This is a genomic window from Mycobacterium sp. URHB0044, assembly GCF_000620625.1.
Taxonomy (GTDB): Bacteria; Actinomycetota; Actinomycetes; order Mycobacteriales; family Mycobacteriaceae; genus Mycobacterium.
Genome location: NZ_JIAW01000001.1, coordinates 93,146 through 108,371, shown reverse-complemented (window position 1 = coordinate 108,371; position 15,226 = coordinate 93,146). Strand labels below are relative to the sequence as shown.

12 protein-coding genes are annotated in these 15,226 nt (G+C 68.3%); 5 read left to right on the top strand and 7 right to left on the bottom strand.

The window, feature by feature from the left end:
* Window position 1 precedes the first annotated feature (1 nt).
* Entirely contained in the window at window positions 2-730 is a 729-nt protein-coding gene (locus N536_RS0100540; protein ID WP_029111823.1) for a GntR family transcriptional regulator, read from the top strand.
* Here the strand turns inward: N536_RS0100540 and N536_RS0100535 are convergent.
* The 3 genes from N536_RS0100535 to fadD4 all read right to left on the bottom strand — a co-directional run bounded on the left by N536_RS0100535 (window position 727) and on the right by fadD4 (window position 3,567).
* On the bottom strand, window positions 727-1,026 hold the full coding sequence (locus tag N536_RS0100535; protein ID WP_155948363.1) for a hypothetical protein: 300 nt from the start codon (window positions 1,024-1,026) through the stop codon (window positions 727-729). The genes N536_RS0100540 and N536_RS0100535 overlap by 4 nt on opposite strands.
* Window positions 1,027-1,097: 71 nt before the next feature.
* Window positions 1,098-2,036 carry an enoyl-CoA hydratase/isomerase family protein gene (locus N536_RS0100530; protein ID WP_036434881.1) on the bottom strand — a complete coding sequence of 313 codons (939 nt, stop codon included), beginning with the start codon at window positions 2,034-2,036 and terminating at the stop codon, window positions 1,098-1,100.
* 4 nt (window positions 2,037-2,040) lie between these two features.
* A complete protein-coding gene (gene fadD4, locus N536_RS0100525) occupies window positions 2,041-3,567 on the bottom strand; it encodes a fatty-acid--CoA ligase FadD4 (protein WP_029111820.1) in 1,527 nt (508 codons plus the stop codon).
* Window positions 3,568-3,739: 172 nt separating this feature from the next.
* Here fadD4 and N536_RS0100520 point away from each other — a divergent pair, with 172 nt between their 5' ends.
* The gene (locus tag N536_RS0100520) at window positions 3,740-4,978 is read left to right on the top strand and encodes a cytochrome P450 (RefSeq protein ID WP_029111819.1); all 1,239 of its coding nucleotides are present in this window, start codon (window positions 3,740-3,742) and stop codon (window positions 4,976-4,978) included.
* On the opposite strand, the gene N536_RS0100515 is transcribed toward N536_RS0100520, so the two are convergent.
* From N536_RS0100515 to N536_RS0100505, 3 genes are all read right to left on the bottom strand, one after another.
* Window positions 4,975-6,801 (bottom strand): phosphoenolpyruvate carboxykinase (GTP), encoded by a 1,827-nt coding sequence (locus tag N536_RS0100515; protein WP_029111818.1) that lies wholly within the window; start codon window positions 6,799-6,801, stop codon window positions 4,975-4,977. The genes N536_RS0100520 and N536_RS0100515 overlap by 4 nt on opposite strands.
* Window positions 6,802-6,914: 113 nt before the next feature.
* Entirely contained in the window at window positions 6,915-8,081 is a 1,167-nt protein-coding gene (locus N536_RS36970) for a hypothetical protein (protein WP_051574122.1), read from the bottom strand.
* Window positions 8,078-9,079 carry a hypothetical protein gene (locus tag N536_RS0100505; RefSeq protein WP_231514372.1) on the bottom strand — a complete coding sequence of 334 codons (1,002 nt, stop codon included), beginning with the start codon at window positions 9,077-9,079 and terminating at the stop codon, window positions 8,078-8,080. Before N536_RS0100505 ends, N536_RS36970 begins: the two co-directional genes overlap by 4 nt.
* A 149-nt stretch (window positions 9,080-9,228) precedes the next feature.
* On the opposite strand from N536_RS0100505, the gene trmB reads away from it, so the two are divergent.
* From trmB to N536_RS0100490, 3 genes are read left to right on the top strand one after another with little or no spacing between them, the layout of a single operon-like run.
* A complete protein-coding gene (gene trmB / locus N536_RS0100500; RefSeq protein ID WP_036434879.1) occupies window positions 9,229-9,993 on the top strand; it encodes a tRNA (guanosine(46)-N7)-methyltransferase TrmB in 765 nt (254 codons plus the stop codon).
* Complete coding sequence (locus N536_RS0100495) at window positions 9,990-10,685, top strand: NYN domain-containing protein (protein WP_029111815.1); 696 nt, start codon at window positions 9,990-9,992, stop codon at window positions 10,683-10,685. Before trmB ends, N536_RS0100495 begins: the two co-directional genes overlap by 4 nt.
* A 47-nt stretch (window positions 10,686-10,732) precedes the next feature.
* Entirely contained in the window at window positions 10,733-14,011 is a 3,279-nt protein-coding gene (locus tag N536_RS0100490) for an MMPL family transporter (RefSeq protein WP_029111814.1), read from the top strand.
* Here the strand turns inward: N536_RS0100490 and N536_RS0100485 are convergent.
* Window positions 14,008-15,192, bottom strand: coding sequence for an AI-2E family transporter (locus N536_RS0100485; RefSeq protein WP_081808982.1), 1,185 nt, complete (start codon window positions 15,190-15,192; stop codon window positions 14,008-14,010). The genes N536_RS0100490 and N536_RS0100485 overlap by 4 nt on opposite strands.
* Window positions 15,193-15,226 lie beyond the last annotated feature (34 nt).

Here is a 15,226-nt window from a genome sequence, read left to right as displayed (position 1 = left end):
CATGCGGTCGGCACCGGCGTATCAGACACTGCGCCAACAACTTCGCGACGAGATCGCCGCCGGCGTGTACGGCGAAGGCGTGCGGCTACCCACCGAATCCGAGCTCGTCGCCCGCCACGGCCTCTCCCGGCAGACGGTGCGCCGCGCCTTCCAGGACCTGGTGGCGGAGGGGTTGGTGTACCGGGTGCCCGGCCGGGGCACGTATGCCAGCGAGTCCGGGCGCAGGTACCTGCGTCAGCTCGGGTCGATCGAGGACCTGATGAGCCTGTCCGACGACACCACGATGGAGGTGCTGTCGGGCTTGCGCAGGCGGGTGGACGTCGACGCCGCCAGCCGGCTGCGGCTGGTCGAGGACGTCGTCTACACGGTGGTCTTCCGGCGGTGTCACGACGGCGTGCCGTTCGTACTGACCCGGGTGCACCTGCCCGAACCGGTCGCCCGGCCCATCCTCGACGCACCCGAGATGGCCGACGGCGCGGTGAGCACGAGCACCGTCATCGGCCTCACCCAACCGCACCTGAATGAACCCATCGTTGAAGCAGCGCAGTCGATTACGGTCGGCAATGCCGATCAGGTCGTGGCCGACGCGGTGGGTTGCGACCCCGGTCATCCGATGTTGCGGGTGGACCGGCTGTACGCCGACGCGACGGGGACGCCGGTCGAGCTGGCGGTCAGTCACTTCCTACCGGAGCAGTACACCTACCGGGTGACGCTGCGCCGCTCGGGTTAATCGGGGTACGACGACCAGGTCCGTACCGACGGCTCCAGACCGAGCGCAGCCAGCCAACGGGACTCGCCGGCCTGGATGATCTCCTCGGCCCGCTCGCCCAGCACCGCACCGAGATCGGCCTCGGCGCCGACGCCGAGTGCGGCCCGCAGATCGGCGGGCTTCACCGACACCCAGTACTCGTACTCCGACGTGCCCGACCAGCCTGCGGTGTCCACGCCGCTGAAGGTGAGCGCATCGTCGTCGTAGTCCAGCTCGACGGTCAACGTGTCGGTCTTCCAGAATCGTCGAGTCTGCACGCCTCGATCATGGCATCGGCCTGCGATCCGTGGAGTCTGACCGGCGGCCAGCACCGGCGAGACTCCACAAGTCACTCGGTGATGGCGTCGACCAGGCCCCAGTCCAGCGCGGTGGCCGGATCGATGGTGCGTCCCGACAACACCAGGTATGCCGTGCGCCAGCGGCCGACCCGCCGGGTGATGCTCACCGTCCCACCCGCGCCAGGAATCAGGCCGAGCGCCAGTTCCGGGAGACCGAGGGTCGCGCCGGGGCGGCACGTCACGTGGCCGCAGAACGCCGCCATCTCCAGCCCGCTGCCCAGCACCTGACCGTGCACCTCGGCCCGGCACGCCGGACCGAGCCGCGCGGTGATCTCGTCGAGCACCAACGCGGGGCTGTGCCGGGTGCGCGCGAGGTGCGCGGATGCAGGATCGGTGAACGTGCCGAACTCGGCGAGATCGCCTCCGCTGCAGAAGGACCTACCGTTGCCGGACAACACCATTCGTGTCACGGATGGGTCGAGCCTCGCTACCTCGAGCGCCTCGAGCAGCGCTGCGCGCGCGTCGGTCGAGAACGCGTTGTGGCGTTGCGGCCGGTTGAACCGCACCCGCAATTCGTCGCCATCCCGCTCGGCCTCGACGGGTTCGGGGATGACCGGTACGGTCGCCGGACCCCGCTCGACGAGCCACCTGCCGAACTCCGGCCCCGCCTGCAGCGTCGAGTAGGCCAGGGACTCCGTGATCACCCCGGCGAACGCCGGCGCGGTCACGTCCACTGCGCGCAACACGTCGTCGCACACCGCCGCCGCTTGCGGCCATCGCTCGACCCGCTCACCGATCTCGGCCACCGCCGCGGCGACCGACGGTACGCGAACCGTGCGACGGTCCTCGGACGCCCTCTCGACGAGCGTGAACGTTGCACGCTCCAGCCAGAACTCGGCAGTGGCGGCGCCGGGGTCACCAGTCGCGACCAACACGCCCAACGGCAGCGGACCGACCGGGTCCGCCAGGTCGACGACGTGCAGGGCCATCGGGTCAGCCGACCGGTTGGGAGTACTTCTCGATCAGGGTCTGCTTGTACAGCTTGCCGGTGTCAGTGCGCGGCAGTTGCACCTCGAACGCAAGCGAGCGCGGGCACTTGTAGTGCGCCAACCGGTCTCGCAGCCATGCCAACAGTTCCTCGGCGAACGCGTCGGTGGCATCAGCGGGATCGACGGTCTGCACCACGCCCTGCACGCGCTGGCCCATCTCGTCGTCGGGAATGCCGAATACCGCGGCGTCCATCACCTTCCGGTGGGTGACGAGCATGTTCTCCGCTTCCTGCGGGTAGATGTTCACGCCGCCGGAGATGATCATGTGGTGCCGCCGGTCGGTGAGGTACAGGAAGCCCTCCTCGTCGACGTAGCCGATGTCGCCGACGGTCATCCAGCCGCGGGGATCCTTGGCCGACGCGGTCTTCTCGGGATCGTTGAGGTATTCGAAGGTATGGCCACCTTCGAAGTAGATCTCGCCGGCCTCTCCTGGCGGGCATTCGTTGCCGTCCTCGCCGACGATGTGCAAGCCGCCCGTCATCGGCCTGCCGACCGACCCCGGGTGCGCCAGCCACTCCTCGGCGCTGATCAACGTCGATCCGTGCGCCTCGGACGAGGCGTAGTACTCGTCGACGATCGGCCCCCACCAGTCGATCATCTGCTTCTTGATGTCGATCGGACATGGTGCGGCGGCGTGGATGACACGTTCCAGGCTGGACACGTCGTACGAATTGCGTACGGCCTCAGGCAGTTTCAGCATCCGCGTGAACATGGCAGGCACGAACTGCCCGTGAGTCACGCCATGGCGCTGAATCGCGTCGAGACATCCCTCGGCGTCGAACTTCTCCATCACGACCGTCGTGATGCCGGCGGACTGCACGCTCATCGACCACACCGACGGCGCGGTGTGATAGAGCGGCGCGGGGCTCAGGTAGGTGGCACCGGGGTTCATCCAGACACTGACGAGCATCGACATCATGCCGGGCGCCTCGGCAGGCGGAACGTGGGGCAGCGGCCGCTTGATGCCCTTCGGGCGACCGGTGGTGCCCGACGAGTACTGCAGCAGATCGCCCTCCCACTCGTCGGCGATGGGCGTATCGGGTTGATCCGCAACGGCTTCCGGGTAGCGCTGCCAACCGGCGAGGTCGCCGTCGGCGATCAACAGGACGTCGGGAAGCCCCTTGGGCAGGTCGGCGGCGAGCTTCTCACACGTGCTGCGCAGCGCCGCGGAGCCGACGATCGCCGACGCTCCGCTGTTGTCGATGATGTACGCCGCCTCGGCTGAGGTGAGGTGCGTATTGATCGGCACGTAGTAGAGCCCACTGCGCCGCGCCGCCCACATGACGGCGTGCATGTGCTCGTTGTTCTCCATCAGGATCGCGACGACGTCGCCCTCCCGCAGGCCGCGAGCCCGGAAGTAGTGCGCCAGCCGGTTGGCCCTGGACTCCAGTTCGTCGAACGTGACGACGGTGCCCGTGGGGTACATGACGACGGCCGGCTTGCCGGTACCGACGTGGTCGCGGATCTGCATGTCCAGCACTCTACGATGCCCCGACTTGACAGGTGTCAAGAGGTCGGTCGAGTGCGCTACGAGGCCGGAATCCAACGCTCGTCCCGCACATGATCGAAGTCGAGTAGTCGACTACTCTAGGCAGCTTTCTCCGCCGGCGGGACAGTGAATCCCTTCCCCCGAGGAGACGGCCATGACCATCGGAATAGACCACCCCACCGTGCCGAGCGTCTTCGACGCCGGGTTGCCATCCATCGACTACCAGCTCGTCGATGATCCCGAGGAAGCGCACGCCATGTTCCGCGAGGCTCGGCGGCAGGCGCCGATCGCGCTCGGCCCACACGGGCCGGAGCTGCTCACCTACGATCTGGTCCGCTCCGTGCTGCGCGACCCCCGGTTCTGCGTCCCACCCGGATTCGGGCTTGGGGCGCAAGGGATTACGTCGGGTCCGCTCTGGGACCGGGTCGTCAAGAACCTGCTGAGCCTCGACGGTGCCGAACACCACCGGCTACGCCGCCTCGTCTCGAAGGCTTTCGCCCCTCGCGGTGCCGCGCGGCTGCGCACCACCATCGTCGAGGTCATCACCGAGCTGGTCGAACCGCTCACCGAGACCGGCCGTTGCGACATGGTGGCCGACGTGGCCCGTCAATACCCGATTCCGGTCATCTGCGCGCTGCTCGGCGCCCCACGCGAGGATTGGCAGCTCTTCTCCCAGTGGACCGACGACATCATGAAGACCTTCGGCTGGGACGCCCACAACGAGGTGCCGAACATCCTGCGCTCCTGGGACGCGCTCGACGCCTACCTCGACGAGATGATCGACGACCGGCGCCACAACCTCACCGACGACCTGATCTCGGAGTTGATCCGCGCCGAAGAGGACGGTGACCGCCTGACCCATGCCGAACTGCTGATGCTCGCCTCGGGTCTGTTGATGGCGGGCACCGACACCACCCGCAACCAGGTGGCCGCTTCGGTACAGGTCCTCTGCGACCGTCCCGACCAGTGGGCTCTGCTGGCCGAGCATCCGGAACTCGCCCCGAACGCGGTCGAGGAGACCATGCGCCACTCCCCGATCGGCGCGGTCACCATGCGCACCGCCATCGAGGACGTCGAAATGGGCGGCGTCAGCATCCCGGCGGGCACCCTGGTCATGGTGAACGCCGGCTCGGCCAACCGCGATCCCGAGGTCTACGACGACCCCGACCGGCTCGACATCACCCGCGAGGCCCCGCCCGCCATGCTGAGCTTCGGCGGCGGTGTGCACTACTGCCTCGGCTCGCACCTCGCCCGAGCCGAACTCACCGAGGCCCTGGCGATCATTCCGCGTCGCATGCCCAATGCGCGGCGCACCGGGCCCGCACCGTGGAAGCCGCTGACCGGGCTGAGCGGCCCGACGACGCTACCGATGGCGTTCGACGCCGGGCACTAGTCCGCGTCGGCCAACCGCTGCTTCAGCGCGTCGAACTCGTCCTTGATGCCGGTCGGCAGCTTCTCGCCGACGAACTCGAACCACTCCTCGATCAGGGGCAGTTCCTTGCGCCACTCCTCGGGGTTGACGGCCAGCGCCTCGTCGACGTCGGACGCGTCGACGTCCAGACCCGAGAGGTCCAGGTCAGCGGCCGTCGGGACGATGCCGATCGGGGTGGTCTTGCCGTCGGCCTGGTGCTCGATGCGCTCGATGGCCCACTTCAGCACGCGGCTGTTCTCGCCGAAGCCCGGCCACAGGAAGCGGCCGTCGTCGCCGCGGCGGAACCAGTTGACGAAGAACACCGCGGGCATCTTCGACTCGTCGGAGTTCTTGCCGACGTCGATCCAGTGCTGCATGTAGTCGCCGACGTTGTAGCCGATGAACGGCAGCATGGCCATCGGGTCGCGACGCACCGTGCCGACCTTGCCCTCGGCCGCGGCGGTCTGCTCGGAACCCAGCGTGGCACCGATGAAGACACCGTGCTGCCAGTCGCGGGCCTGCGTGATCAGCGGGACGGTCGTCTTGCGGCGGCCGCCGAACAGGATGGCCGAGATCGGCACACCCTGCGGATCGTCCCACTCGGGCGCGAGCGTCGGGCACTGCGAAATCGGGGTGCAGTAACGCGAATTGGGGTGCGCTGCCTTCTCCTTCGACTCGGGCGTCCAGTCGTTGCCCTTCCAGTCGATGAGGTGCTGCGGGTCGCCCTCGAGCCCCTCCCACCACACGTCACCGTCGTCGGTCTTGGCGACGTTGGTGAACACCGTGTTGCCCGCGGCGATGGTCTTCATCGCGTTCGGGTTGGAGTCCCAGTTGGTGCCCGGCGCGACGCCGAAGAAGCCGAACTCGGGGTTGACGGCGTAGAGCCTGCCGTCCTTGCCGAAGCGCATCCAGGCGATGTCGTCGCCGACGGTCTCGGCGCGCCAGCCGGGGATGGTCGGCTGCAGCATCGCGAGATTCGTCTTGCCGCACGCCGACGGGAACGCCGCGGCGATGAAGTACGCCTTGTTCTCCGGGGAGATCAGCTTGAGGATCAGCATGTGCTCGGCGAGCCAGCCCTCGTCGTGGGCCATCGCCGACGCGATGCGCAGCGAGTAGCACTTCTTGCCGAGCAGCGCGTTGCCGCCGTAACCGGATCCGTAGCTCCAGATCTCCCGGGTCTCGGGGAAGTGGGTGATGTACTTGGTGTCGTTGCACGGCCACGGCACGTCCTTCTGGCCCGGCTCCAGCGGGGCGCCGATGGAGTGCAGCGCCTTGACGAAGAAGCCGTCGTCGCCGAGCTTGTCCAGCGCGTCCTTGCCCATCCGGGTCATCGTGCGCATCGACACCACGACGTACTCGGAGTCGGTGATCTCGACGCCCAGCTTGGGATCCTCGGCGCCGAGCGGCCCCATGCAGAAGGGCACGACCCACAACGTCCGGCCCCGCATGGATCCGCGGTACAGGTCCGTCATGATGCCCCGCATCTCGGCGGGATCCATCCAATTGTTGGTCGGGCCCGCGTCGATCTCACGCTGCGAACAGATGTAGGTGCGTGACTCGACCCGCGCCACGTCGGACGGATCCGACAGCGCCAGGAAGGAATTCGGTTGTTTTTCGTCGTTCAGGCGCTGAAAGGTTCCGGCCTCGACGAGGTGCTCCGTCAGCCGCTCGTACTCCTCGTCGGAGCCGTCGGCGAACACCACCCTGTCCGGCTGCGTGAGCTCGGCAATCTCTTGAACCCAGGCCAATAGGCCCGCATGCTTGGTCGGTGCCGTATCCAGGCCCGGAATGGTCGCTGAGGTCATCGAATTCTCCTGCTGGCGGTCACGGTCATACCTTGGTAAAGGCACGGTCATACCTTTGATAGAGGTTAACGCGGGTGACATACCCGCGGAGAATCCGGATCATGTCCGATGCCTCACAAGAACGATTCAGATGCCGAATTTCGCCATTTCGCGTCATTTCCCTTCAATCCGTGCGGCGCATTCGCGCCCATTTCTGGGCCCGGCGTCCTGACGCCGTCCGCAAGCGCGATCTCTGCGTCGAGTAGCCGCCTGGCGACCATCTCCTCACCACCACTGCGCAGCGCGGCGGTGACGTCGCCCACCCATCTGTCCATCAGCGCCCTGTCGTGCAGGACGCCGCGCAGGGACACCACCCACGCCGTCAACAACACCCCGAGCAGGCCACCGGCGAGCAGCCCGGCGACCTCCGACCCGGGGCCGACCGCGGTGGCCAGCCTGCTGACCGTCAGCGCGACGCCGAGCCCGAAGCCGCCGCCGAGCACCACCATCAACTGGGTCTCCAGCCGGCGCGACGTCGATCGAGGGGACGGCAGGGACGGTGGCGCGACGTCCCCGCGAGGTGGCAGCGCCGGCAGTCCGTGGATGCCTGCGACGGTCCGGCCGATCGCCGTGTCCACCTCCGCGACGACGTCGGCCGCCGCGTCGCGCACGCGGTCCTGGAATTGCGTCGACTCGCCGCGGGCCAGTTCGGCGGCCTCTGCCCGAAGGTCGGCGCCGAGCCGCGCGCACCGGTGGCGCACGAAGTAGAGGAGCGCAAGGCGGGCCCGCTGGATTTCGCCCCGCGTCGCGACGACGCCCGCCGACCGTCGCCCGGTCAACCGACGATCGGGCCGTAAAACGTTGGCCTGCAGTTGATTTCCCCGGTTCGGCTGGGCGAGGCCTGCACGCAACGCGTCGACGAGGCCGGTCACGTCGGGGGCGCCGAGGTCTGGTGCGGCGGCGACGCCGATCCACGGCACCCGGCGGTAGCGCTCGTCCCGGCGGGCCAGCAGCGCGCGGTCGGCGGCCAGTACGTCACGCCAGCCGCGGTGCGCATCGATCTTGGCGACCACCGCGATCACCAGATCGGTGCGCGACGCCGCGCGGTCGATCAGCTCGACGTCGGACTCGACGAGGGGCGCTACGGCCGACGCGACGACGACCACCGCATCGGGCGTGCTCGCCCCGGGCCCGTCGACCACGTCGTGGTCGGGGAGGCGGTCGGCAAGGACGGCCGCGACGCTGGTGACGCCGGCCGACGGCGCCCCGACTACCGCGACGACGCGGCGCGGCGCCGTCACGCGCCCGCGTCGAGCAGTCGAAGCGATCCGCGGGTGATGTCGACACTGCAACTGTGGTGCAGCGCACCGACGGGACCGCGGCCATACCGCCGCCACTGCACGGCCCGTCGGACATGCGCCTCCGGGTGGTCGGCGGTGTCGACCCGGAGACCGTCGGCCTCCACCACATCGACCGCCGCGGACATCGCGGCCAGCACCACGGCGTCGGAGTGCAGCAGCCCGGACAACCGTTCGTCGTCCAATTGTATTGCCAGCGACCGTATTTCGGCCAACGCGGCGCGCAGCCGCCGGTACCTCACCTGTGCGGCGACGGCCGTCAGCCTGGCCAGCACGGCATCGACGTTGCTCAGTCGCCGCAGAAGCGCGGGCAGGCTGGCCGGATCGGCGCCACGGCCCAGCGCCAGCACGGCGTGCGCGATGCCGAACCGGTCCAGGCGCTCGAGCAGTCGCACCCGGACGTCGCCATCGAGGGGATGTTCGCCGCTGCGGAACGCGTCGACCGAGCCGAGGTCGGCGGGCGTGCCCACCAAGGTGCGCAGCGCGTCGACGAGGTCGTCGTCCAGTTCCGTCGTCGCGGCAAGCAGGCCGACCATGGCGACGGTGGGGATGCCCGTACTGACCTGCAGCTCGGCCGCCCTGCGGTGCGCGTTCGGCAGTGCCGCACCGGAGCGCGATCCGGTGAGGTCGGCCTTGTTCAACACGATGAGCGTCGGCACGCCGCAGGTCGCCCTGGCGCGCTCCTCGGGCTTGAGCGTTTCCGCGATCACCAGCACGTGGACGTCGGGGGCCGTGGAGGGCGCGGCGACGGCGACGCCCCGGTTGCGCAGTGCGGCGGCGACCGCGTGGCGACCCACTCCGGGCCGACCCAGCACCGCAACATCTACCGGGCGACGAAGATGCGCGATGATCGGCGACAACTCCGACCTGCGCGCGGTTTCAGCGAATTCCACCACGAGGTCGGCGAAAGCCGCCGCACCGTCAACTGATTGAGTCGGCATATCCCGGTTAACCCCCAAGCCATCGTCGCATCTGCGGGATGCCGCGCTGAGCGGAGATTTCGCCCGAGATTTCGCGGGAGCCGGACCCTACGGACGGAAGGCAACTGTTGGGTATCAATCTGCACCACGATGCGGGCACACCGCCGGTGATGAGCGACGATGGACCGATGCATGCCCAGCGTGAGGAGACCAGCCAAGAGGCCGGACCACCTACGCACCATCCATACCCCCGCATCACCAGCTTCCGGTCCAGGCGATCGGCACTCTCGAGCGGCCAGCAGGAGACCTGGGAACGGCGCTGGCCCGAGCTCGGCATGCAGGCCAGGGACTCGGACGGCGCGACGGCGGGCCCGTTGGACTTCGAATCGTGGTTCGGCCGCCAGGCGCCGGTGGTGCTGGAGATCGGCTGTGGCACCGGCGTCTCGACGCTGGCGATGGCTGCCGCCGAACCCCACGTCGACGTGGTCGCCGTCGAGGTCTACCGGCGGGGACTCGCGCAGCTGCTCAGCGGCATCGATCGGGCCGGGCTCACCAACGTGCGGCTGATTCGCGGTGACGGTGTCGACGTGCTCGAGCAGATGCTCGCGCCGGCGTCCCTGACCGGGGTGCGGGTGTACTTCCCGGATCCGTGGCCCAAGGCTCGCCACCACAAGCGCCGGCTGCTGCAGCCGTCGACGGTCGCCCTCATCGCCGACCGACTCAAACCCGGTGGAGTGCTGCACGCCGCCACCGACCACGCCGGCTACGCCGAGCAGATCGCCGAGGTCGGCGACGCCGAGCCACTCCTGCGCCGCGTGACCGTCGACGCCGACGAACTGCCGATCTCGACCAGTCGGCCGGTCACCAAGTACGAAGCGAAGGCACAGCAGGTCGGGAGCAGGGTCACCGAATTCCTATGGGAGAGAACGCGATGAGCGTGACCGAAGACATCCAGCTCGGAGCCGTGCCGGACGTGCCCGTGGTGATACCCGAGCGCGTGCTTCTGGTCTGGGACGCGCCCAACCTCGACATGGGTCTCGGCTCGATCCTCGGCGGACGTCCGACCGCGGCGCACCGACCCAGGTTCGACGCGCTTGGCCGCTGGCTACTGGCCCGCACCGCCGAACTGTCGGCCGCCCGCGCAGGCGAAACCCCTCCCGTCTCGCTCGAGCCGGAGGCCACGGTCTTCACCAACATCGCGTCGGGCAGCGCCGACGTCGTGCGCCCCTGGGTGGAGGCCTTGCGGAACGTCGGCTTCGCGGTGTTCGCGAAACCCAAGATCGATGACGACAGTGACGTCGACATCGACATGCTCAACCACATCGCGCTGCGCCGCAGCGAGGGTTTGGCCAGCCTGTTCGTCGCTTCGGCCGACGGACAGGCGTTCCGGCTCCCCCTCGAGGAAATCGCGCGCGACGGCATCGGCGTGCACGTTCTCGGATTTCGCGAACATGCGAGTTGGGCGCTAGCGTCGGATACCTTGGAGTTTGTCGACCTGGAGGACATCCCCGGTGTCTTCAGGGAGCCGCTCCCGCGAATCGGCCTTGATTCGCTGCCCGAGCAGGGCGCGTGGCTGCAGCCGTTCCGGCCGCTGTCGTCGCTACTGACCTCGCGCGTTAACAACTGAAGCAGCGCAGGCCGAAACAACTTGAAGAAGACTAGTTAGGAGCTCACGTGTTCGCCTGGTGGGGTCGAACGGTGTACCGATTCCGGTTCGCGGTAATCGGAGTCATGGTCGCACTGTGCGTCGGTGGCGGCGTGTACGGGATCAGTCTCGGCCAGCACGTGACCCAGAGCGGCTTCTACGACGAAGGCAGTCAGTCGGTCCACGCTTCCCTGGCCGCCGACGCCGCGTACGGCCGCGACACGTCGGGCCACATCATCGCCATCTACACCGCCCCCGAGGGCAAGACGGTCGACGATCCGGCATTCCAGAAGAAGGTCCTCGACAACCTTGCGAACGTCGAGAAGGAACACCCCGATCAGATCCTGCGGTCCATCGGCTACTTCAAGAGCCCCGAGCTGCTCAAGAACATGGCCGACGACGACAAGAAGCACGCGTTCATGTCGGTCCAGCTCAAGGGCGACAACGACGACTCGATTCTGAACAACTACAACAAGAACGTCGGCAACGACGGCACCACCGTCAAGGAAGCCCTGAACATCCCGGGCGTCGAGGTTCAGCAGGCCGGCCTGCAGCCGCTGGCCAGCGAGTTGACCGGCACCATCGGCGAGGATCAGAAGCGTGCCGAGGTAGCCGCCATCCCGCTGGTCTGCGTGGTGCTCTTCTTCGTGTTCGGCGGTGTCATCGCGGCCGCGCTACCGGGCATCATCGGCGGTCTGACCATCGCGGGTGCGCTCGGCGTCATGCGGTTGGCCGCGGAGTTCATCCCGGTGCACTTCTTCGCGCAGCCGGTGGTGACCCTGATGGGGCTCGGCATCGCCGTCGACTACGGCTTGTTCATGGTGAGCCGATTCCGAGAGGAACTCGCCGAGGGCTACGACACCGAGGCCGCCATCCGGCGCACCGTCATGACGTCCGGCCGCACCGTCATGTTCTCCGCGGTGATCCTCGTCGCTTCCTCGGTGCCGCTGCTGTTGTTCCCGCAGGGCTTCCTGAAGTCGATCACCTACGCGATCATCGCCTCGGTGATGATCGCGGCGATCCTCTCGGTCACCGTGCTCGCCGCCGCGCTCGCGATCCTCGGGCCGAGGGTCGACGCACTCGGCGTGAAGACGCTCGTCAAGTTCGCCGAACCCGATCCGATCGAATCCGACCCCGCGAACCCGAAGATCAACACCTTCGCCATCGCCTCCATCCCGCTCGGGCTGCTCTTCCCTCCCGTCGGCATCGCGCTCGGCCACATCGCCCGCAAGCGCATGAAGGAGACCGGCGAGCAGGGCGCCAACCTCGCCCTCATCGGCCAGGTCCTCGGCTACACCGCGCTGTACGGCGCCATGACCTACGGCATCATCGCGATGAAGGACGCCGACATCATCGGCAGCGCCATCTACTGGATGCTGCTCGGCATCGTCATCTTCCTGGTGATCGTCACGTTCGGCCTTGCCCTCGCCCGGTACGTGCCGCTGGCACGGACTCCCATCGTGTGGTGGCTGCACTGGCTGGCCGAGAAGACGCAGAAGACCAAGACTCGCGCCGAAGTCGAGAAGGGCTTCTGGGGCAAGCTCGTCAACCACGTGATGAAGCGGCCGATCGCGTTCGCGGCGCCGATCGTGATCTTCATGATCATCCTCATCATCCCGCTGGGACAGCTCGCGCTCGGCGGCATCAGCGAGAAGTACCTCCCCCCGGACAACTCGGTGCGCGTGGCGCAGGAGGAGTTCGACAAGACGTTCCCCGGGTTCCGCACCGAGCCGCTGACGATGGTCATCGAGAGCGACAACGGAGACCCGGTCACCGATCAACAGGTCGCCGACGTCCGCGGCAAGGCGATGACGATTCCCGGCTTCATCGAGACCAACAACGATCCGACCACCATGTGGAAGGAACGGTCCTACCTCGACGGAGCGTCCAAGGACCCGTCGGTTCGGGTGATCCAGAACGGCCTGCTGGTGCGCAACGACGCAGCGCAGAAGATTGCGGAGTTGCGCGCGATCGCGCCACCGCGGGGTCTGACGGTGTCGGTGGGTGGTACGCCCGCCCTCGAGCAGGACTCGATCCACAGCTTGTTCGACAAGCTGCCCTTGATGGTGGTGTTGCTGATCACCACGACGACCATCCTGATGTTCCTGGCGTTCGGGTCGGTGGTGTTGCCGATCAAGGCCGCGTTGATGAGTGCGCTGACCCTTGGTTCGACGATGGGCATCCTTACGTGGATGTTCGTCGACGGGCACGGGGCCGGGCTGATGAACTACACGCCGCAGCCCCTGATGGCGCCCATGATCGGCCTGATCATCGCGGTGATCTGGGGGTTGTCGACCGACTACGAGGTCTTCCTGGTGTCCCGCATGGTGGAGGCCCGCGAACGCGGCATGTCCACCGCCGAGGCCATCCGCATCGGCACCGCGACCACGGGCCGGTTGATCACCGGCGCCGCGCTGGTGTTGGCCGTCGTCGCCGGCGCGTTCGTGTTCTCCGACCTGGTGATGATGAAGTACCTGGCCTTCGGTCTGCTGATCGCGCTGCTGCTCGACGCCACCATCGTCCGAATGTTCCTGGTGCCCGCGATCATGAAGCTGCTCGGCGACGACTGCTGGTGGGCGCCGCGCTGGATGAAGCGCCTTCAGGAACGCCTCGGCCTCGGTGAGACCGAACTGCCCGACGAACGCAAGCGTCCGACCGTGCGCGAGCCGGAGGAAGCCCTCGTCGGGGCCGGCGCCGCCGTTCCGCCGGCGCGGCCACTGCCGCCACACGACCCGGGACATCCCGGCGGACCAGGACCAAGAGGTCCCGGCAGGCCACCGGCACCGCCGCGCGCGGTCCAGCCGTCGGCGGTCGGAACCACCCGGATCCCCACCGCGGCCGCTCCGCAGACCGAGGCGCCGACCACCCGGTTCACGGCACCCAAGGATGCTTCGCCCGCCAATGCGGCCGCGCCCACGACGCGCACGCCAAGGGTCAACCCGAACCGCGCTGCCACGCCGCCCGCCGCGCCCGTCACGCCACCGCCCCCGTCACGTGGCGCGCGCCGCGCCGAGCCGCGGGGATCGGCACCCAACCGTGAGATCGAGTCCTGGCTCGGCGAACTGCGCGGCGGCAACGGCGGAACCGCTGCGCCGTCGGCGGATCCGACGCGCGCGATGCCCGAGCAACGGACGCGCAAACCGCAGCCGCCGGTCGGCAACGAGCCGACCACGGCGATCCCGGCCCAGCGGCCACAGGACGCCGATGCCACCGAGAAGATCGACACCCGCGAGGCCGCCGACGAACCCAAGCGTCGTGGCGGCGGGATGAGCGCGGCGGATCTGCTGCGTCGCGAGGGCCGGCTCTAACCGTCCGGCGGAAGGTCGTCCGGTTCGCCCTTGATCGGCGGGCCCACCTGGGCTTCCAGGACGGCCTCCTCCGCGCCAGGATCCGCGGCCAGCAGCACGCGCATCGCGCTGTTGATGAACGCCACCGTCGGCACCGCCAGCAGGGCTCCGATGATGCCTGCCGACACGCCACCGGTCGCGATCGCCAGCACGACGGCCAGTGGATGCACCGACACCGCGCGACCCATGACCAGCGGTTGCAGCACGTGCGCCTCGAGCTGCTGCACGGCGATGATCAGGCCCAGCGTGATCAATGCGAACACCCAGCCCTTGGCGATCAGCGCGACGATCACGGCGAGGACGCCGGTGATGACGGCACCAACCAGCGGGATGAACGCACCGAGGAACACCAGCGACGCCAGCGGCAGCGCCAGCGGAATGCCCATGATGACCAGACCGATGCCGATGCCGACGGCGTCGACGAGCGCCACCAGGAACGTCGCGCGGACGTAGCCGATCAGCGAATGGAAGCCGGCCCGGCCCGCATCGCGGACGCGGTCGCGGACGGTCGAGGGGAAGATCTTCGTGACGTAGCCGAAGATGTGGCGGCCGCCGTGCAGCAGGAAGATGAGGGTAAAGAACACCAGCAGTGCGCCGGTGACGATCTCGGTGACGGTGCCAGCCGTGGACAGCGCGCCGCTGGTGAGCTTGGCCTGGTTGTTCTTCAGCGCGTCGATGGCCGCGTCGGTGGCGCTGTTGATCTGCTCGCTGCTGAAGTGCGAGAAGACGCCGGTGGTCAGCCACGCCCGGACGCCGGTGATGCTGCGGGTCACCTGGTCGACGAGCGCGGGCGCGCCTTCGATGAATTGGCTGACGACGAACGCCAGGATGCCGCCGACCACCACGAAGCCGCTGAGCAGCACCACGAACACCGCGGCGCCACGCGGCATCCCGCGCCGGTCGAGCAGATCCACGACGGGCATCAGCAACGCCGCGATCATGGTCGCCAGCGCCACGGGCACGACGATCACCTCGAGGTGCTTGACCACCCACAGCAGCGCGACCAGTGCGCCAAGGATGATCAGCAGGCGCCACGACCACGCCGCGGCCTTCCTGACGACGGGGTGCACCGCCGCGTCGGCGGCCGGATCGATGGACACCCGATCACTGGACCCCGCGGCAACCGACAACCCGTCTGACATGCCGGTAGCGTAACGACTCGGCGCGCCCGCTCCC

What these genes read in the sequence shown, in the direction of transcription:
- N536_RS0100540 (WP_029111823.1), top strand. Translation starts at nt 2, where the DNA reads ATGCGGTCGGCACCGGCGTATCAGACACTGCGCCAACAACTTCGCGAC.
- N536_RS0100530 (WP_036434881.1), bottom strand. Translation starts at nt 2,036, where the DNA reads ATGGCCCTGCACGTCGTCGACCTGGCGGACCCGGTCGGTCCGCTGCCG.
- fadD4 (WP_029111820.1), bottom strand. Translation starts at nt 3,567, where the DNA reads ATGCAGATCCGCGACCACGTCGGTACCGGCAAGCCGGCCGTCGTCATG.
- N536_RS0100520 (WP_029111819.1), top strand. Translation starts at nt 3,740, where the DNA reads ATGACCATCGGAATAGACCACCCCACCGTGCCGAGCGTCTTCGACGCC.
- N536_RS0100515 (WP_029111818.1), bottom strand. Translation starts at nt 6,801, where the DNA reads ATGACCTCAGCGACCATTCCGGGCCTGGATACGGCACCGACCAAGCAT.
- N536_RS0100505 (WP_231514372.1), bottom strand. Translation starts at nt 9,079, where the DNA reads ATGCCGACTCAATCAGTTGACGGTGCGGCGGCTTTCGCCGACCTCGTG.
- trmB (WP_036434879.1), top strand. Translation starts at nt 9,229, where the DNA reads ATGAGCGACGATGGACCGATGCATGCCCAGCGTGAGGAGACCAGCCAA.
- N536_RS0100495 (WP_029111815.1), top strand. Translation starts at nt 9,990, where the DNA reads ATGAGCGTGACCGAAGACATCCAGCTCGGAGCCGTGCCGGACGTGCCC.
- N536_RS0100485 (WP_081808982.1), bottom strand. Translation starts at nt 15,192, where the DNA reads ATGTCAGACGGGTTGTCGGTTGCCGCGGGGTCCAGTGATCGGGTGTCC.